The organism is Lutibacter oceani, assembly GCF_003384935.1.
GTDB classification, from domain to species: domain Bacteria; phylum Bacteroidota; class Bacteroidia; order Flavobacteriales; family Flavobacteriaceae; genus Lutibacter; species Lutibacter oceani.
Window position 1 is genome coordinate 432,499 of the sequence record NZ_QTTQ01000010.1, and the last position, 19,756, is coordinate 452,254.

The 19,756-nt window shown below is 28.9% G+C and carries 14 protein-coding genes; 6 read left to right on the plus strand and 8 right to left on the minus strand.

Features of this window, described 5'->3' with window-relative positions:
* Nucleotides 1-94: 94 nt before the first annotated feature.
* Nucleotides 95-2,962, minus strand: a complete 2,868-nt coding sequence (locus tag BX611_RS07375; protein WP_115880481.1) for a M16 family metallopeptidase — start codon at nt 2,960-2,962, stop codon at nt 95-97.
* Nucleotides 2,963-3,085: 123 nt separating this feature from the next.
* Here BX611_RS07375 and BX611_RS07380 point away from each other — a divergent pair, with 123 nt between their 5' ends.
* The 6 genes from BX611_RS07380 (at nt 3,086) to BX611_RS07405 (ending at nt 11,598) form a co-directional block, all read left to right on the plus strand.
* On the plus strand, nt 3,086-4,861 hold the full coding sequence (locus tag BX611_RS07380; RefSeq protein WP_240324924.1) for an AMP-dependent synthetase/ligase: 1,776 nt from the start codon (nt 3,086-3,088) through the stop codon (nt 4,859-4,861).
* An 81-nt stretch (nt 4,862-4,942) separates the two neighbouring features.
* Nucleotides 4,943-6,730, plus strand: coding sequence for an AMP-dependent synthetase/ligase (locus BX611_RS07385; protein ID WP_115879713.1), 1,788 nt, complete (start codon nt 4,943-4,945; stop codon nt 6,728-6,730).
* Between the two features lie 166 nt (nt 6,731-6,896).
* On the plus strand, nt 6,897-8,600 hold the full coding sequence (gene dnaX, locus BX611_RS07390) for a DNA polymerase III subunit gamma/tau (protein WP_115879715.1): 1,704 nt from the start codon (nt 6,897-6,899) through the stop codon (nt 8,598-8,600).
* 53 nt (nt 8,601-8,653) lie between these two features.
* Complete coding sequence (locus tag BX611_RS07395) at nt 8,654-10,573, plus strand: monovalent cation:proton antiporter family protein (RefSeq protein WP_115879717.1); 1,920 nt, start codon at nt 8,654-8,656, stop codon at nt 10,571-10,573.
* 2 nt (nt 10,574-10,575) lie between these two features.
* Nucleotides 10,576-11,157, plus strand: coding sequence for a tRNA-(ms[2]io[6]A)-hydroxylase (gene miaE, locus BX611_RS07400; RefSeq protein WP_115879719.1), 582 nt, complete (start codon nt 10,576-10,578; stop codon nt 11,155-11,157).
* Nucleotides 11,158-11,598 carry a DUF4268 domain-containing protein gene (locus BX611_RS07405; protein WP_115879721.1) on the plus strand — a complete coding sequence of 147 codons (441 nt, stop codon included), beginning with the start codon at nt 11,158-11,160 and terminating at the stop codon, nt 11,596-11,598.
* A gap of 15 nt (nt 11,599-11,613) precedes the next feature.
* On the opposite strand, the gene BX611_RS07410 is transcribed toward BX611_RS07405, so the two are convergent.
* From BX611_RS07410 to BX611_RS07440, 7 genes are all read right to left on the minus strand, one after another.
* Nucleotides 11,614-13,002, minus strand: coding sequence for an exopolysaccharide biosynthesis polyprenyl glycosylphosphotransferase (locus BX611_RS07410; RefSeq protein ID WP_115879723.1), 1,389 nt, complete (start codon nt 13,000-13,002; stop codon nt 11,614-11,616).
* Between the two features lie 56 nt (nt 13,003-13,058).
* Nucleotides 13,059-13,808, minus strand: coding sequence for a glycosyltransferase family 2 protein (locus tag BX611_RS07415; protein ID WP_115879725.1), 750 nt, complete (start codon nt 13,806-13,808; stop codon nt 13,059-13,061).
* Nucleotides 13,809-15,092, minus strand: coding sequence for a phenylacetate--CoA ligase family protein (locus BX611_RS07420; RefSeq protein WP_115880486.1), 1,284 nt, complete (start codon nt 15,090-15,092; stop codon nt 13,809-13,811).
* Nucleotides 15,085-16,095, minus strand: a complete 1,011-nt coding sequence (locus BX611_RS07425) for a glycosyltransferase family 4 protein (protein ID WP_317047883.1) — start codon at nt 16,093-16,095, stop codon at nt 15,085-15,087. Before BX611_RS07425 ends, BX611_RS07420 begins: the two co-directional genes overlap by 8 nt.
* Nucleotides 16,096-16,112: 17 nt before the next feature.
* Nucleotides 16,113-17,456, minus strand: coding sequence for an O-antigen ligase family protein (locus tag BX611_RS07430; RefSeq protein ID WP_147296407.1), 1,344 nt, complete (start codon nt 17,454-17,456; stop codon nt 16,113-16,115).
* A 78-nt stretch (nt 17,457-17,534) separates the two neighbouring features.
* Complete coding sequence (locus BX611_RS07435) at nt 17,535-18,656, minus strand: glycosyltransferase family 4 protein (RefSeq protein WP_115879732.1); 1,122 nt, start codon at nt 18,654-18,656, stop codon at nt 17,535-17,537.
* Nucleotides 18,649-19,749 (minus strand): glycosyltransferase family 4 protein, encoded by a 1,101-nt coding sequence (locus tag BX611_RS07440; RefSeq protein ID WP_115879734.1) that lies wholly within the window; start codon nt 19,747-19,749, stop codon nt 18,649-18,651. Before BX611_RS07440 ends, BX611_RS07435 begins: the two co-directional genes overlap by 8 nt.
* Between the last annotated feature and the right edge of the window lie 7 nt (nt 19,750-19,756).

Consider the following 19,756-nt stretch of genomic DNA (forward strand, 5'->3'; position numbering starts at 1 on the left):
CAGGTTCTCATAATAATTGATTAACCAGTTTGTTGAGATTCTGAAACAAGTTCAGAATGACGTCTTTAAAGATTTTTTAGAAAGCCTCTTTTATTTATTGTTTCACTTTTTCTAAAGGAATTTCTTCACCTTCTTTATCAATTAATTTAACTTCATCAAAGCCCATATTTTTAAATTGTGCATATTGAGTTGCTGCATCTCCTACAACTAAATACATCATTTTAGATTCATCTAAATATTTATTAGCCAATTCTTTATGCTGCTCTAATGTCATATTATTAATAATTGCCTCTTCACCTTTAATATAGTCAGGAGCTAAATTATAATTACTCATTTCCTGCAACATTCCTAATAATGAAAATTGTGTTTCAAAACGACGTGCATTTGATTTTATCAATGAATTTTTAGTGAATTGTAGATCATCGTCACTAATTCCTTCTTTATACTTTGTGATTTGATCTTTAAAAATTTGAACAGATTCTCCTGTTGTATTTGTTCTAACACTTGAAGATGCTGTAAAAGTACCAGGAGTTTTAGATCCACTAAAATTGGTTCTTGCTCCGTAAGTATAACCTTTTTCTTCTCTTAAAATTAAATTTACATTTCCTGAAAAAGAACCTCCTAATTTGTAATTCATTACTTCAACAGGATAAAAGTCTTTATCGGTTCTTGGTAATGCAATATAACCAATATTAATAACCGATTGTTTTGCATTAGGTATATCAACAAAATATAAAGATGATTTATCTCTGTTATTTACAATAGGATATGTTGGAATAATAACTTCCTTAGCTTTCCATTTCTCTTCTAAACTACTTAGTTTTTCAAGACTTTCTTTTTTATTAATATTACCAACTATATGAAAAGTACTAATTGATGGTGAAAAGTTTTTGGTATAAAAATCTTTTAAATCATCAATTGTAATTGCTTCTACTGAGGCAACTGTTCCACTTGTTGGGTAACTAAATATATGATCTTCACCGTATAAAATTTTATTATAAACTCTTCCTGCAACTGCATTTGGATTGGCATCAGAACGTTTAATTTGATTTATTGTACTTGTTTTAATACGCGCAAATTCTTCTTCGTCCCAACGAGGTTCTAATAAAATTTCTTCAACTAAAGCCAATGTTTTATCTAAATTTCTAACCAATGTATTTCCTCTAACAACAATAGATTCGTTGGTGGTGTACATATTAATACTGGCACCTAACATTTCAATTTCCTCTTCTAATTCTTCAGGAGTTTTATTTACTGTTCCTTCCATTAAAATATCGGTCATTAAATTAGCAACACCATTTTTATTTTTATCATCTAATAAATGACCTCCTTCAATAACTAAACTAAAGTTTACTGTTGGTATTTCATTTTGTTCAATTCCAAAAACTTTAATTCCATTATCTAAAGTAGCAGTCCAACTTTCTGGAATATTTAATTTTGGAGTTTCACCTTGAGCTGGTTCAACTGATCTATCAAAATTTGATGGAGTTTTAACAACTTCGTCATTAGCATCTACAACAGTTTTTTCAACATTTTCTTTTATTTCTTCTTCAACAACTTCTGCTTTTACAGAATTGTCAGTAATTAAATCTAATTGTCCCTTAGGCACAAAACTTGTCATTACAAAAGGTTTACCTTTTATATATTTATCATATACACGTACTACATCTTCTTTTGTAACTTTTTTAATATTTTCAATATCCTGCTCAATAAATTCAGGTGTTCCCGCAAATACATTGTACTGTGCTAATTGAAAAGATTTTCCTAAAACACTACTAATTCCGTTGTAAAAACTTGTTTCTAAACCAGCTTTTATACGTTCAATATCTTTATCTGTAATTCCTTCTTTTTCAAATAAATCGAATGCTTCAAATATTCCGGCTTCAACATCTTTTAAACTTTTGCCACTATTTGCCGTGATAATTATATGAAATTCTCCAGCCAATTCTTGAGATCTATTGTATGCAGTTGTTCTTGATGTTAATTCTTTTTCTTTTACAAGTACTTTATACAATGGTGCTTTTTTACCACTTGATAATATTTCAGATAAAAAATCTAATGCATAAGCATCATCAGTATATTGTTGAAGTGTTGGCCATACCATATGAAGTTGCGGAGCATTTGCAAAATTATCTTCATGATAAAAACGTTTAGTTTCAGTAATAGTAACAGGTTGAGGCTCCATAGGGCTCACTTCTTCTCTTCTTTTTATTTCGCCAAAATATTTTTCAATTAATGCTTTAGCAGCATCCGTTTCAAAATCACCTGCTAAAACCAAGGTTGCATTATTTGGTCCGTAAAACTTATTGTAAAACTCTTTTACATCCTCAACTGTAGCATTTTGAAGATCTTCTAATTCACCTATAACTTGCCAGTTATAAGGGTGACCTTCAGGATAAATATTTTTATCTAACACCCAATTTGTATGTCCGTATGGATTGTTATCTACACGTTGTCTTTTTTCATTTTGAACAACCTCTTGCTGGTTATAAAAAGCAGATTCTGTAACAGTATTAATTAAATACCCCATACGATCACTTTCTAACCATAATACAGTTTCTAACGCATTATTTGGAACAACTTCATAATAAATAGTTCCATCTTTCCAGGTTCCACCGTTCAAAGTTCCACCAGCATCTTGAATTTTTTTGAAAAACTGGTCTTGCGGTACATTTTCAGATTCTTGAAATAACATATGCTCAAACAAATGCGCAAATCCTGTTCTACCAGTTTTTTCCCTATTAGAACCAACTCCATATTGAATTGCTAAAGAAACAATTGGATCACTTTTATCTTGATGAAGTACAACATCAAGTCCATTTTCTAATTCATACTTTTCAAATTCAACAGAAAAATTGGTAGCACTCTTCTCATTTTCATTTAAATTCCCTTTACATGAAATAAACATTAAAGGCAATACCAATAAGGCTAAAAATGAAATCTTTAAATATTTTTTAAACATCATTTAATAATTTTTTAGATTTCAATAAATATACAATACAATTTTTAATAAAAAACCTGAAAGTATTTAGATTTTGTTAATTCTTAATTTTATAACTATTTTGGTACCAACCAAATGTAATTTATGATTAAAAAAGCAACACGTCTGTTTGATTTTGCATACAATCAACTCTCAAATAATCCACAAGAAAAATGTTTCAATTCTAAAACTGATTCTAAATGGGTTGCAACTTCAACAAAACAATATCTTGAACAAGCAAATACTATTAGCAGAGCATTGCTTCGTTTAGGCATAAAACCAAACGATAAAATTGTAGTTGTTACAACAAACAACAGGGTTGAATGGAGTATACTGGATATTGCAATTTTACAAATTGGCGCTGTTAATGTGCCTTTATACCCTACAATATCAAGTGCTGATTACCAATACATTATCAACCATTCTGATGCTGTTTTATGTTTTGTTTCAGATAATGATTTGGCTAAAAAAGTTACCAAAATAAAGGAAAAGACAAATTTAAAAACTATATATTCATTTGATACACTTGAAGGTATTTCCAGTTGGGAATCTCTTTTAGAGCTAGGAGAAAATACTTCAAATCAAAATGATGTTGATGTATTAAAAAAGCAAGTTTTACCAGGTAATCTTGCTACAATTATTTATACTTCAGGAACAACTGGTGTACCAAAAGGCGTTATGCTTTCACATAAAAACATTGTAGAAAATACCATAGTAAGTGCAAAAGCTTTGGATTTTAAACCTGGAAATTATAAAGTTTTAAGCTATTTACCCGTATGTCATATTTTTGAACGTTTTGCTTTATATTATTATCAATTAATGGGTTTTGAAATTTACTTTGCTGAAGCTATTGATAAATTAGGAGATAATTTGAAAGAAGTAAAACCCCATTTCATTCCTGTAGTACCTCGCTTACTAGAAAAAATTTATGATAAAATTGTTGATAAAGGAAGTAATTTAAATGGTATTAAAAAAACACTTTTCTTTTGGTCGTTAGATTTAGCTAAAAAATACAAACCCTATAACCAAAACGGATGGTGGTATCATCTTCAATTAGGAATTGCAAAAAAGTTGGTTTTTAGTAAATGGCAAGAAGCATTAGGTGGAAACATTAAATTTTTGGTTTCTGGAAGTGCTCCATTACAACCTATACTAATTAAAATTTTTACTGCTGCCGGAATTCCAGTTTTTGAAGGTTATGGTATGACAGAGACTTCTCCTGGTATTTCAATAAATGATTTTAGAAATGGTGGTTTTAAAATTGGAACTGTTGGAAAAGTTTTAGAAGACATTGAAGTTAAAATTGCTGAAGATGGTGAAATACTGGTAAAAGGCTCCAATATTATGATGGGCTACTATAAAAATGAAGATTTAACTTCTAAAACTATAATAAACCATTGGTTGCATACTGGGGATATTGGTGAATTAGATAACCAAGGATTTTTAAAAATTACAGACCGCAAAAAGGAAATGTTTAAAACCTCTGGAGGAAAATATATTGCGCCTGCTGTATTAGAAAGTAAATTAAAAGAATCTCGTTTTATTGAACAAGCAATGATAATTGGTGAAAGCGAAAAAATGCCAGCAGCCATTATTCAACCACATTTTGAATTTATAATTGAATGGGCAAAAAGAAAAAATATAAAAAATAATGGCACTTTCGAATCGATCATTTCAAAAAAGAAAGTAAAAAAACGTATTCAAAAAGAAATTAATATCGCAAATGAAACGTTTGGCAAATGGGAACAAATAAAAGCCTTCGAATTAACCCCTGAAATATGGACTGTTGAAAATGGATTATTAACGCCGACTATGAAAATGAAAAGAAGAGAAATTTTGAATAAATATAAAATATTACATCAAAATATTTATAAAAAATAAATTACTACTATTGTTTTTATCATTCTTGTAAATTCATTTTAATTTTTATAATTTGTACCGCACTCAAATATACAATAACAAATGCCAAAAGAAATTACGAGACTGTTCGAATTTGCGTATTACCAACTCGAAAATTTTAACTTAGAAACCGCGTTTTGCACAAAATATGATAACAAATGGGTAGCTACTTCTACGGAAGAATTTATTGCAAAAGGAAATGCAATAAGTAGAGGACTCTTAAAACTTGGCATAAAACCTGGCGATAAAATTGCGGTTATTTCTTCTAATAACAGAACCGAATGGAACATTTTAGATTTAGGAATTTTGCAAATTGGAGCAATTAGTATCCCAATTTATCCAACTATTTCAAAAGAAGATTATGAATATATTTTTAATCATGCTGAAGTAACACATTGCTTTTTATCTGATGAAGAACTTTATAAAAAAGCTATTGCCATTACACAAAATGTTAGCACTTTAAAAGAAATTTATTCGTTTGATAAAGTGGAAGGTTGCAAAAACTGGACTGAAGTTTTGGAACTAGGAAAAGACGAAAGCAGTCAAAATGAAGTAGAAACAATTAAAGAAACTGTTCAATCTAATGATTTGGCAACTATAATTTATACTTCTGGAACAACAGGAAAACCAAAAGGTGTTATGCTTTCTCATAACAATGTAGTTAGTAATGTAATTGATAGTTTACCGCGTTTACCATTGACAATAGGTAATGGCAGAACACTCAGTTTTTTACCCGTTTGTCACATTTTTGAGCGTATGCTTCATTATCTATATCAATACTCAGGAACGTCAATATATTTTGCTGAAAGTATTGAAAAAATTGGAGTAAATATAAAAGAAGTGCATCCAAATTTAATGTCTGTAGTTCCCCGTTTACTCGAAAAAGTTTATGATGGAATTATAGCAAAAGGTTCTGAATTAAAAGGAATTAAAAAGGCATTATTCTTTTGGGCAGTTGATTTAGGCTTAAAATATGAACCTTATGGAAAAAATGGCTTGTGGTATGAGTTTAAACTTGCAATTGCTAATAAATTAATTTTTAACAAATGGCGTGAAGCTTTAGGTGGAGAATTAACTACAATGGTTTCTGGAAGTGCCGCTTTACAACCACGTTTAGCAAGGGTATTTACTGCAGCTAAAATGGCAGTTATGGAAGGTTACGGGCTTACTGAAACTTCTCCTGTAATTTCTGTAAATATGTATAAAGATGGTTTAATGCGTATTGGAACTGTTGGAAAACCAATTGCTAATGTTGAAATTAAAATTGCAGACGACGGTGAAATTTTAGCTAAAGGTCCTAATATTATGCAAGGCTATTATAAAGATCCCGAAAAAACTGCAAGTGTTATGACGGGTGATTATTTTCATACTGGTGATAAAGGTGAAATTGATGCAGATGGTTTTTTAAAAATAACCGGAAGAAAAAAAGAAATTTTTAAAACTTCAGGAGGAAAATATATTGCTCCTGCCCTTATAGAAAATGAAATGAAACAATCTCGATTTATTGAACAGATTTTGGTTATTGGTGAAGGACAAAAAATGCCAGCAGCATTAATTCAACCTAACTTTGATTTTTTAAGAGACTGGGCTAAACTTCATCATGAACCTATTCCCGGCAACAATGAAGATTTAATTGAAAACCCTCATGTTATAGAACGCATTCAGCAGGAAATTGATAAAGGAAATGAAAATTTTGGAAAATGGGAAACTATAAAACGATTTGAGCTTACACCAGATGTTTGGGGAATTGATAATGGTTTACTTACCCCAACAATGAAACCTAAGCGAGAAGAAATTATCAAAAAATATTTAAAGTTATATAATAAAATATATTCAGAAAATCCGAGATAAATTAAAGCTTCAATATAGTAAACTTAAAAAAATACATTTAATTATATTTTTTCAATGCTATAAATTACTATTCTAATTTTTGATAAAAAACTTTCATTTTTTACAAATTAAATACAATATAAATCATTGGTTTTTCTATTTTTGTAAATGAACCTAATTTAACCTTATGGAACAATTTATAGTGTCAGCTCGAAAATACAGACCTCAAACATTTGAGGATGTTGTTGGGCAAAAAGCGATTACAAATACGCTTGAAAATGCTATAAAAAATAATCATTTAGCACAAGCACTTTTATTTACAGGTCCGCGAGGAGTTGGAAAAACAACTTGCGCCAGAATTTTAGCTAAAAAAATTAACGAAAATGCTGGAGAAATAAGTGAAGATGATTTTGCTTTTAACATTTTTGAATTAGATGCAGCATCCAACAATTCTGTAGATGATATTAGGAGTTTAACTGATCAGGTTAGAATTCCTCCTCAAACAGGAAAATACAAAGTGTATATTATTGATGAGGTACATATGCTATCTCAAGCAGCTTTTAATGCCTTTTTAAAAACATTAGAAGAACCACCTGCACACGCAATATTTATTTTAGCAACTACCGAGAAACATAAAATAATACCAACCATACTTTCACGCTGTCAAATATTTGATTTTAAACGTATTGGAGTACTGGATGCTAAAGAATATTTAGTAAAAATAGCAGCAAAAGAAAATATAAATGCTGATGATGATGCGCTTCATATTATAGCACAAAAAGCTGATGGAGCAATGCGTGATGCCTTATCTATTTTTGATAGAGTTGTAAGTTTTTCAGGTAGTGAATTAACACGCAGAGCAGTTACAGAAAACTTAAATGTACTGGATTATGATGAGTATTTTAAAACCACTGATTTACTGTTAGAAAATAAAATTCCCGAAGTGTTGGTTCATTTTAATACTATTTTATCAAAAGGATTTGAAGGGCACCATTTTATTAGTGGTCTGGCTTCTCATTTTAGAGATTTATTGGTAACAAAAGATAAAATTACGCTTGATTTATTAGAAGTTGGTGATAATGCTAAAAAGAAATATTTAGCACAATCACAAAAAAGCGATATTCGTTTTTTACTGCAAGCAATTGAGTTGGCAAATGATTGCGATTTAAAATATAAAAGCAGTAAAAACCAACGCTTGTTAGTTGAACTAACACTTATGCAATTAGCCTCTATCACTTTTGATGGAGAAAAAAAAAATAATAAACCATACATAATTGCTGCAATACATTTTCAAAGTAAGGTAAAACGAAAAACATTTTCCAAACCCATTATATCAAAACACATTGCCGAACAAAAAAAAGAGGTTCCTATAATAAATGAAACAAAAATTGATGTTTCATTAGAAAAAACTCCACCAGTTTTAGAAACAACTACAAGAAGACGGTCTGCACTTTCCTTAACTAGTATCAATAGAAAAAAGGAATTAGAAAAAATTGAAGTTGAATACGATCAGGTTGAAGGACTACCAACTGATAGTTTTAAAGAAAATGAAGCTATAATTTTATGGGAAAAATATACCGAACAGCTTTTAGATAAAGGGAAAAAAAGTGTTGCATCTATTATGAAAGCAAACAAACCTTTCTTAAAAGATGAAAATATTCATTTTGAACTTCCTAACAATTTAATGAAGGATCAATTAGACAGGGCTAAACATTCATTATTAAAATATTTAAGAGAAGGTTTAAATAATTATAAGGTAGATTTAATAATTGATGTAAATGAAAAAGAGACAAAAAAATACGCCTACACTCCTCAGGAAAAATATCAAAAACTAAAAGAAAAAAATAAAGCTATGGAATTATTAAGAAAAACTTTTGATTTAGACTTGTAATCATTAATAATTAAAAGATCAATTAGTTATATTAGCAATTAAAATTTTATAATTTGGACATTAAATTATTACTCACATTTTTAGTAGGTTTTTTAATTGTTGCGATTGCTTCTAATGAAATAGCAAAAATTTTTCAAAAAATCAAATTTCCTTTAATTACTGGTTTAATAATTACCGGGATAATCGCTGGTTCATCAGTCCTAAATTTTATCTCTCCAAAAGCTGTTGATGAACTTTTTTTTCTAAATGAAATTGCTTTAGCAATTATAGCTTTTTCAGCAGGTTCAGAACTATACCTAAATGAATTAAGAAGCCGTGTTAATAGTATTAAATGGATGACTATTGGTCAGTTAGTTATTACTTTTGTAATGAGTTCGGTAGTAATTTATTTTGGTGCATCATATATCCCTTTTATGGCTGAAATGCCTTCAACTCATAAAATTGCAGTAGCTATTTTATTTGCTACAATTTTTGTTGCACGATCCCCTTCTTCAGCAATTGCCGTTATTAATGAAATGCGAGCCAATGGTCCGTTTACAAAAACGGTAATGGGTGTTACAGTTGTAAAAGATGTATTGGTAATAGTTTTATTTGCCATTTGTTTAGCGGTTGCAAAAGCGCTAATAAATGATGAAACAACTAATTTAATGTTTTTTGTCATTTTATTTTTTGAAATATTAACCTCATTCGGATTGGGTTATGTAGTTGGAAAAATTTTACAAATACCATTTTCAACAAAAATGGACACAAAATTAAAAGGTTTTTCAGTATTAATTATTGGATATAGCATTTACTTGTTCGCTCATTATATACAAATAAAATCTCTTGAATTATTTCACCATGAATTTATTTTAGAGCCTTTACTAATATGTATTATTGGAAGTTTTGTACTTACAAATTATAGCAAACACCGTATTGAGTTTTCAGAAGCTTTAGACGAAATTAGCCCCGTAATTTATATAATTTTCTTTACGCTCACAGGTGCCTCATTATCAATTCAAACATTAATGAGTGTTTTTGGAATTGCTGTTGGATTGTTCTTTTTACGTTTAATTACTATGTTTTTTGGAGGAATTTTTGGTGTTTATGCAGCACAAGACCCCAAAAAATATGCTTTAATTGCCTGGATGCCTTATTTAACACAAGCTGGTGTGGCATTAGGTTTGGCAACCATTATTTCAAATATATTTCCTGCTTGGGGTCATCAGTTTGAAACTATTATAATTGCCATTATTGTTTTAAATCAATTAATTGGTCCTCCACTTTTTAAATGGTCATTAAACTTTGTAAAAGAAAGTCATTTACGCGCAAAAATGCCTGCATTGGATAGCACAAGAGATGCTGTAATATTTGGTTTAGAAGATCAATCAATTGCTTTAGCTACTCAATTACAAAAAAACAAATGGGAAGCAAGAATTATAAATGTTGATAGAAAACAAGAAAAAGTTGTAAATGATTTTAAAGTACTTCAATTAACTTCAATTAGTTTTACAGGAATTAAACAATTAGCTTTAGATAAAACAGAAGCAATAATTTTAATGCTTTCTGATGAAGATAATTACAAAATTGCAGAACTTATATACGAACATATTGGTACTAAAGATGTTATAGTACGTTTAAATAATAGAGATAATTTTGAGAAATTTCACAAACTTGGAGTTTTAATAATTGAACCTGCCACTGCAATGGTTAGTTTGTTAGATCATTTTGTACGTTCACCAAATGCAACTTCATTACTACTTGGTATGGATGAAGGGCAAGATTCTATGGATGTTGAAATTAGAAATGAAGATATACACGGTATGCGTTTACGTGATTTACGCTTACCTGCTGATGTACTGGTACTTTCAATAAAAAGAAAAGGTCAACTGTTAGTTTCTCACGGATATACACGTATGCGTTTAGGAGATGTTATAACCTTAGTTGGTGGAGAAACCAGTTTAGAAGAACTTAAATTTAAATTTGACACATAATTATGTTAGGCTTAAAACTTCCAACCGATCCGCGTTGGGTAAATATTGCAGAAAAAAATATTGACGAAATATTAATTGACCATGCTCATTGTGAGTTAAAAGCAGCATCAACTGCTAATTCGCTAATAATGAGTTTCCCAGAGTATTCTGAATTGGTTACAGAAATGGTTTCATTAGTAAAAGAAGAAATGAGCCATTTTAAGTTAGTACATGAAAAACTACTTGCACGAAACATAAAATTAGGCCAAGACAGAAAGGATTTATACGTAAATAAATTGCTGAAATTCTTTCCAAAAGGTGGTAGCAGAACTACTCAACTAGTACACAGGTTGTTGTATGCGGCATTAATTGAAGCCAGAAGTTGTGAGCGTTTCAGGCTACTTTCTGAAGGGATTAAAGATCAAGAATTAGCCAAATTTTATAGAGATTTAATGGTTTCAGAAGCAAATCATTATGTTTTATTTTTGAATTTTGCACGTACTTTTGGAGAACGAAAAGAAGTAGACAAAAAATGGAATGATTTGTTGGAATTTGAAGCTGAAATTATGAAGGACTTAGGAACTACAGAAACCATACACGGATAAATGTTTAGCAAAGAAGCATCTGCAAAACTCAGAAAAGAATTTTGGACAAGTTTTGGGAAATCATTTCCAAGAAAATGGTTATTGTATAATACAAAAATTAAAGATTTCAGTTTTAAATTTGTTGCCGATAAAAAACAAGCATTGGTTTGTTTAGATATTGAATCTTTTGATAGAACTAAAAATGAATTACTTTTTGATCAACTTTTAGAAGTAAAAAGCAATTTAACAGAAGATTATTTACCCGATGTTATATTTGATGAAATTTATCCATTAGATACTGGTAAAATTATTCATAGAGTTTATGTAAAATACAACGGAGCATTTAATATTCATGATAAAAACACTTGGCAAGGAGCATTTGAGTTTTTTTATGAAGCAATGCATCAATTTGAAGAATTTTACGAAGACTTTGAAGATTTTATAAAACGTGCTATTTATTAAATTTAACTATTAAAATTACGTCCCTCTATAAAATAACACGGTACTAATTGTTTTAATTATAATTTTAAAATCCAACAATAAATTCCGTTCTTTTATATAATATAAATCATATCTTAATTTAGTATATTGCTCTTCTTTAGTACTTGCATAAGGATATTCTACTTGTGCCCAGCCTGTTAATCCAGGCTTAATAACATTTCTAATGGTATAAAACGGATAGTTTTCGCTTAATTCTGCAACAAATTCCGTTCTTTCAGGTCTGGGACCTATTATACTCATATCTCCTTTTAATATATTTATAAATTGAGGTACTTCATCAAGTCTTGTTCTTCTTAAAAACTTACCAAACTTAGTTATTCTTTCATCATCTTTTTGTGCCCAAACCGCACCTGATTTTTCAGCATTTTCAACCATTGTTCTCAATTTTACAATCTTAAACAACTTCCCTCCTTTTCCAACTCTTTCCTGGTAATAAAACAATGCTCCTTTATTCCAAATTAAATTACCTAAAAATACAAAAGGCAATAAACCAATTAAAAATACTATTCCAATTATGGAACCAATTATATCAAATACCCGGTGAAAAATTAAATAAACCCTATTTTGCTGGCTTGTACTAAAATTTAAATGATTATAAAAACTCTCATTAAGATGTGTTTCAGGGACTTTCTTTGAAATTGATTCAATAAATTTTTCTGAACTGGTAATTTTATTACCTCTTTTAAAAAGTGAAATTAGTTGTGGCGTAAACTGGTTGGTAAATTCACTTTTATGAAAGTTATCAACTACAACTTCTGAAATTTGACTATTTAAAACAAACTCTTTTAACATTACTTTGTTAGCGTCAAGAAATTTAGCCGGCTGATTTAAAATCTCTTTTGGACTTATATACCCAATAATGTTATTATTTGGAGCTTTCGTGTTTATTAAATTAATTAACTTAATTATTTCATTATTATCAGAACCAAGAATTATTATTCTATTAAAAAATATCGGTTTAAAAATAAACTGAATATAAGCATACCTCCAAATATAAATTGATACAGTTATTGCTAAAAAAAGATATAAAATTTGCAACCTGTTTTCTGGTAAAATTGGCGTAACTACCGGTGTAAAAACATAAAAAAGCGTGGTTGAAAAACCTGTTAAAATTGTACTTCTTAATATTAAATATTTATCGTTTGCAACCTCTAAATTATACATTTCAAATATTTGCCCAAACAAAAGTACATAAGCACTTAAAATAAACATATAACTATAAACAGTGTTATTTTCAAATTTAAAGTAATGAAAATTAAATAAAAAAGATACTAAAACCAATCCTCCAATGGTAAACACAATATCAAAAACGCGCAATAACAGCTTTCGTTCAGAAATTGAAAATGGAACATTTTTTTGGGGCATGATAATTTTTATTTAATAATTTCAAAGATACATACTAGAATTTATAGTACAACCTTTTAAAAATAATATTTACGTACACCATAAAACATCCAACTGAAAAGATAATAAACCGATAACCAAGCAGAAAGTTCAGCAACATTTCTATAAAAATTCCATTGGTGTTTTATTAGGTTGAATTTATTTCTGGAATGTGATTTTTTTCTAATTCGGTAGATTGCCAATGGCTGTTGAATTCCAATTGCATAGTCAATTTTTTTAAGGTATTTTAACCATAAACCCATATCTTGCCTATAAAGTATTGTAGGCATATACAGCTTGTCCAGCTTTTCAATATTTATAAAAGCTGTTAAACAACTAATAGAATTAGATTTTAAAATATCAGAATAATTAACTTTTAAAGGAACAATAAAATCTTTGTATTTTGGTTCTAAAGCCTCATTAAACCTGTGATAAGAAGCAAAAACAAAACCATCAGAATTCATTATATTTTTTTTTGAAATTTCAATAAACTCAGGTAACCAAATATCATCGGAGTCTATAAAAGTAAGATATTTACCTTTTGCAATATTAATTCCTTCATTTCTTACAATTGCAGGACCAACATTTTCTTTTAATTCAATTAATTTTATTCTAGCATCCTTTTTTTGAAATTCTTTAATAATCGTTACCGAATTATCAGTAGAACAATCATCAACAATTATTAATTCCCAATTTTTATAAGTTTGTTTCTGTACACTATGGATTGTTTCTGCAATATACTGCGAAGCATTATAATTTGGCGTTATTATAGAAACTAGTTGGTTCATTTATAAAATGTTTGATATAAAACTTTTATGCTTTCCTTCTCTTGTTTTAAACTCAAAATTAGTATTTATTTTAATTTTTAAATCCTTTTTAAAATAACGTTCAATTTCGTTTTCTAAAAGCTTTTTATGCTCCATACTTAAATCTTGTTCTATAAAAAAATTGAGTTTACCTTTTATATTTTGCACAATTTGATAATTTAAAAACACACCTTGCTTTGCTAAATTTTTAAAAATATAATAAAAATACAAACTTGGATACGTTAATTTTTCTCCATAAACAATAGCTCCTATTCTACCTGTAACTTCTTCAATTATTAAATGTTTTAAACCACAGGCGCATTCTTTATTTTCGGGTGCTAATTTCACATAATCTCCTAAACGATAACGAATTACAGGAAACGATTGCATTTGTAAATTTGTAATAATAATTTCTTCATTTATTTCTTCAACAATTACACCTTCCATATTAATATGCATATTTCCACTTGGGCATTCAAATGCAATAATACCTGTTTCTGCTGCACCATATTCACTTATCATTTTTTGTCCAAAAGCCTTTTTAATTTCATCTTGATAACGCTCATAAATTTTTTCTGAAGTGCCTTTAACCATTTTTAAATTTAATGGTTTATTAAAATGTTGCCTATTTATTTTTTTTGCAGTTTCATAAATAGCAGAAGAATATCCGTGTACATATACTGAATCATGAAGTTTGTTTGAAAATAACTTTAATTGTTTATCATTAAAGTTAAATATTCTAAACCTGTTTTGTAAGACATCTAAACCCCTTGTTTTCAATTTTTCTTTACTTGAAAAATTATAACCCCAAAAATAACCGTTTTTATCCCAAGGGTTTACTTTGTACCAAGAATACCCTCTAAACATGGAGGCTCTATTAAATGAATCTGAAAACTCATCCTTTAAAAAATTTAAAGCTTGTCCCGTGGTTCCTGAAGTACTTGCTTTAAAAAACTTTGTAGCTTTTAATGTAACCTGAATATCTTTATTTTTTGTAATTAAATCTTCTTTTGAAATAATTGGAATCTTCTTTAAATCGGCTAACGAATTAATATCTGAAGGAGATAGTCCATTTTCTTCAAACAAGTTTCTGTAAAATTTCGAATTATTATAAGCAACTGAAACGAGTTCCTTCAGTTTTAATAATTGATAATTTTCAAGTTCTTTTAAAGTCCAAGATTCAGATTTTTTTAAGAAACTAAACCAATTATTTAAAGATGGATTTCTTAATTTCTGACCGAGTTTAAAAATTACTTTTTTAAGCATTTTCCAATAATTTTCTCCATTCTTCTTTAACAACAACGCTATCAAAATTAGCTACTTTTTGCCTTGCATTGTTTGCAATATTAACCGCTTTAATTGGATTTTCAATTAAATTAATAATTGCATTCGCCATTTCAGTTTCATTATTTTTTTCAACTAAAATACCATCAATCTTAGCATCAATTAAATAAGAGATTCCTCCAACATTTGTTGAAATTACAGGTAAACCCAATGCCATAGCTTCAATTACACTAACGGGTGTATTATCAATATTTGTAGTATTTATAAACACATCAAATTCCTCCGATTTTTTAATCCATTTTTTTTTATCAAGTAAGCCTGTAAACTCTATAGAATTCTGTACTCCTAATTCTTTTGCCAACATTTTTGCGTTTGTTAAAGAACCATCCTTATCGGGTCCAACCATACATAAACTTGCATTTGGATACGTTTCTTTAAGCAAAGCTACTACTTTAATTGCCATTTGCGGGTTGTATATTTCATCAAAAGCACGTACCCATAATAATTTAGGACTTATAGTTTTACGTAATTTAAAAGGATAATTTTTAAGTTCAATTCCATTTGGAATAAATACCGTTTTAAAACCATTGCTTTTAAAATGTTGCAACAAATAATTTGAAGGAGCTACACTTAACTCAGCATTTTTAAATATTAATTCTGATAAATACAAACTATTTTTCAATCTTATTGGTAAATTTCCACCATGTAAAATTGGTAGGTATTTTAAATTAAATAATCTGGCTAATTGTGATACTACCAATGCATAATAAAAATTTGAAGTACTGTACGTATCAATTAAAAGAAAACTTGCTTTCCTGTATTTAAAAACACCTAAACACATTGCTAACAAACGAAGTAACTTATTTTTTTTATTTGAATATATGTTTACCTCAAAACCAATTTCTTGCAACAATGTTGAGAGTAACACAATTGTAGTTGGATTCTTTGCATCTAAATTATTTCCTATGTATAGTATTTTTTTCAAATTAATATCCAGCTCAATTATTCCGTTAATGTTTCCTTTTTATTAAAACTTATAATTGTAACACTTAAACCATAAATAAATGCAGGAAAAGCAATCCGCATTGCGGAGTGGTTAATGGTTAAAAACCAAAACATTAAAAACGCAGCTAAAAAAGCACGCGCTAAGTAAGGTTGTTTTAAAATATGACCAACTGGAATTACTAATAACAAAATCAATACAACCAATCCAATCATTCCATGTTCACTTAACAATCTACTAACCTCATTATGGGAGGCTGCTAAAGTATCAGTTTCTTCAAAACGCTCATATTTAGATCCTCCTACACCAATTCCAAAAAAAGGGTGTTCATAAAAATTTTCCAATTCACTCTTAAATAAATCAATTCTACCAGTACTAAAATCGTCTTTTACTATTCCCGCCGCATTTCTATTCGTATACCTATTAATTAACATTCCTCCTGTTAACTCAGCAGTATATAGCAATAATGCTGTTCCAACTAACAAAATAATACCCGTATATTTAAATAATTGCTGTATTTTATCTTTTCTGGCTAGTATATAAAAAAATAGAAAAATGCTTAACGCAAAAAAAGCAGTTACCATGCCTCCTCTTGAAAATGTAATTAGCCCTCTGTAAATAAAGTATATAAATAAAAATACATCCAATACATAAAACGGAAAAATACGTTTTCTAAAAAACAAAAGACTCACAATAATAAAACTTCCCATGCCAATAATTGTTGCTACCTGATTGGGACCATAGCCCCCAGATGTTGCAAAATTGGCATTACTGCTAAACCTTATATTATTAAAATCTGGTGTTTTAAGGTATAGGAGAATTACGATAGATATTATTGGTAATAACATATAAAACAACATATTTAATAATGTTGAAATAGATAATTCTCTTTTGTAAAAATACAATGCAGAAACGCATAACAATATAGGGCCGCTTAAATTAAATGCAATTGCTTTGCGTATAGATGCGTTAAAAGGTATATCGGTAAAAGCAATGCCTATTAATAATAATAAAATTATTATTAAATAGGATATGGAAACATGATGTCTTTTTTTTTCAAAATACAATCCCAATGCTAAAAATAATAAGACTGAATATTTTGGTAATTCATATAAAAAAGTACCTCCAGACATCCTGTACAATACCTCTGAACCAACAATATATGCACTCCAATAAATTGCCTGGTTGTTATCATTTTTTGACTTTATAATGAATATAACTCCGAAAATAACAATTGCCAACGACACTATTTTTGATACAAAACCAAACAGACTTAATGCGCCCAATACTAAATGCAGCAGCACTAAAATAAATTCGAAATTAAATCTTTTATTGTATTCCAAGGGTTTGTTATATTAATTCTGTAACTAAAACAATACATCACAAATTCAAATTTACTGAAATAAGTTTTTATGAAACGTTTAACAAACTATTTCTTTTTGAATCCTTTTTAAATAATAGTTAAAAGTGAATTTTTCAGCCATTTTATAATTAATATCAATGTATTTTATAAAATCAACATTTGAAAGTAATAAACTTTGTTGTATTACATTCCTTAAATTTTCTTCAATTAAAGGTTTAATCAAGTATCCATTGTAGTTATTTTGAACGTATTGATTGATACAGGAAACCTCTGAAACAATAGGAACACAACCAAAATTCATTGCTTCCCCAATTACTTTTGGAAAACCTTCGCTTTTTGAAGGCAACACAATAAAATGACACTTTTTATAAATTTCTACAATACTTTCTTTTGACGAATACCCATGAAAAACAATAGTATTGGTTGCTTTTTTTGCTTCAACTTCCAATCGATTTCTTAAAACTCCATCTCCAACAATGTGTAAGGTTCCTAAATTATTAGCATTTAATTTCGAAAAAACATTAACTAGCATTTCAATACCTTTATTGGCATTTAAACCACCTATAAAACAAAAATTAATTTTATCTTCTAATACTTTTTTAGCTATTATTTCTGCCCCAATAACTCTATCATTAGAATCTAAACAAGGATTTTCAAAAGAAATTATGTTTTTTGGTTGATTTTGCCAATTTCCATTAACTGTAATAGTGGTTTTTGGTGAAATTTTATGTTGAAGCCACCATCGTTGTAATTTATTTCCCAAAGGCAATTCTTTGGCTACCCAATTACCCGCATATTTAACCCAATATGGTTTTTTATTAAAATATTTTAAATATGGAAGTATATACAATCCAATCCCCGTTGGAGCTCTAAATTGAATAATAGTTGCTTCGTTACAATACTTTTTAACAATGGCTAAATTATGAGGCGCATATAAAAAGATGTTCAATTTCATAAATCCTTTTCCTCCAGATGGCTTTAGTGGAACGTATGTAACATTATTTTGATACCGAATTGCACTTTTTGGAGCGGTTTCCTTGTGTAAAGGTGCTAAATGGATTACCTCTTCAAAAAGTGTAGCCAAATAATTGAGTTCTCTAACAGTAGATCCTAACCCAACAATTTCATTATTTTTTAGAGAGTAATGTTCTGTATGTGAAATAATTAATAGCTTATTCAAAGGTGTTTAAATATTTTTTAATAATAATTTTCCAGTCAAATTGCTTTGACCATTCTTTCGCATTGTTTGAATAATTAGTATAGTCCTTTAAAATAGTATTAATGGCTTCAAGAAAAGCATTTGCATCTATAGGATTGATCAATTTACCAGAACAATTATTTTTTATTGCATCAGCTATACCACTATTTCCAGAGCCAATAGCTGGTAAACCCATAAAATTTGCCTCAATTACAGCAATTCCAAAGCCTTCAACATCTCCGGTATTGGTTTTATTACTCAGCATCACAAATATATCACTTTCTTTCAATAGTTGATGCTTCCTTTCCCCTGTAACTTCACCATGAAAAATTATGGAATTGTGAACTCCAAGTTTAAAAGCAACTTCTTTAAACATTTCTTTCATTGTTGGAATCCCCACGATATGATACTGTATTTTTGGGTATTTCTCTTTTAATAAAGGCAATGCCTTTATTACATTTAACTGCCCTTTTCTATCAGTTACATTTCCAACTGTAATTAGAATCGGGTAATTAGCATCTCTATTAATTTTCGGTTCACTTAATTTTGCTGTTTTAAAAGTTTTAAAACCGTTAGGTATTACCTCAATATTTTTCAATTTTAATGAAAAAACCAGGGATTTAGTATATTTTGAAACAGCAATTATTTTATTAAATTTTGGAAGCGATTTATTGATTAATATTTTGGGAATTCCTTTTAAGTTTAATTCAGTTCCATGAATAACAGCATTTTTTTTAGACAGGCTTAAAAAAGGATCTAAACCAACCATCCATAACGAAAATTTACCTGAGGCAATTACCAAATCTCTTTTAGTAACCAAACTTCTATATTTTAATATCCGCTGTATATAGGTAAACCAGCTAATTTTGTTGGGTATAATTCTTACAACCTTAAAAAGTAATGTAGCATCAAATTGTTGTTCTTCTGCTCCATCTTTAGAACGCAGGTCAGCTAATACTGTAACCTTATAACCTTTTAATTGTAACTGTGTAGCTAAATTATAGGCGTGATTTCCTATCCCTCCAGGTTGTGGGGGGAATTCTGAGGTTACTAGTAGCATTTTTTTAGAGTTCATTAATTAA

Excerpts from the sequence above, each read along its gene's own strand:
- BX611_RS07375 (WP_115880481.1), bottom strand. The coding sequence starts at position 2,962 with ATGTTTAAAAAATATTTAAAGATTTCATTTTTAGCCTTATTGGTATTG.
- BX611_RS07380 (WP_240324924.1), top strand. The coding sequence starts at position 3,086 with ATGATTAAAAAAGCAACACGTCTGTTTGATTTTGCATACAATCAACTC.
- BX611_RS07385 (WP_115879713.1), top strand. The coding sequence starts at position 4,943 with ATGCCAAAAGAAATTACGAGACTGTTCGAATTTGCGTATTACCAACTC.
- dnaX (WP_115879715.1), top strand. The coding sequence starts at position 6,897 with ATGGAACAATTTATAGTGTCAGCTCGAAAATACAGACCTCAAACATTT.
- miaE (WP_115879719.1), top strand. The coding sequence starts at position 10,576 with ATGTTAGGCTTAAAACTTCCAACCGATCCGCGTTGGGTAAATATTGCA.
- BX611_RS07405 (WP_115879721.1), top strand. The coding sequence starts at position 11,158 with ATGTTTAGCAAAGAAGCATCTGCAAAACTCAGAAAAGAATTTTGGACA.
- BX611_RS07410 (WP_115879723.1), bottom strand. The coding sequence starts at position 13,002 with ATGCCCCAAAAAAATGTTCCATTTTCAATTTCTGAACGAAAGCTGTTA.
- BX611_RS07415 (WP_115879725.1), bottom strand. The coding sequence starts at position 13,808 with ATGAACCAACTAGTTTCTATAATAACGCCAAATTATAATGCTTCGCAG.
- BX611_RS07420 (WP_115880486.1), bottom strand. The coding sequence starts at position 15,092 with ATGCTTAAAAAAGTAATTTTTAAACTCGGTCAGAAATTAAGAAATCCA.
- BX611_RS07440 (WP_115879734.1), bottom strand. The coding sequence starts at position 19,749 with ATGAACTCTAAAAAAATGCTACTAGTAACCTCAGAATTCCCCCCACAA.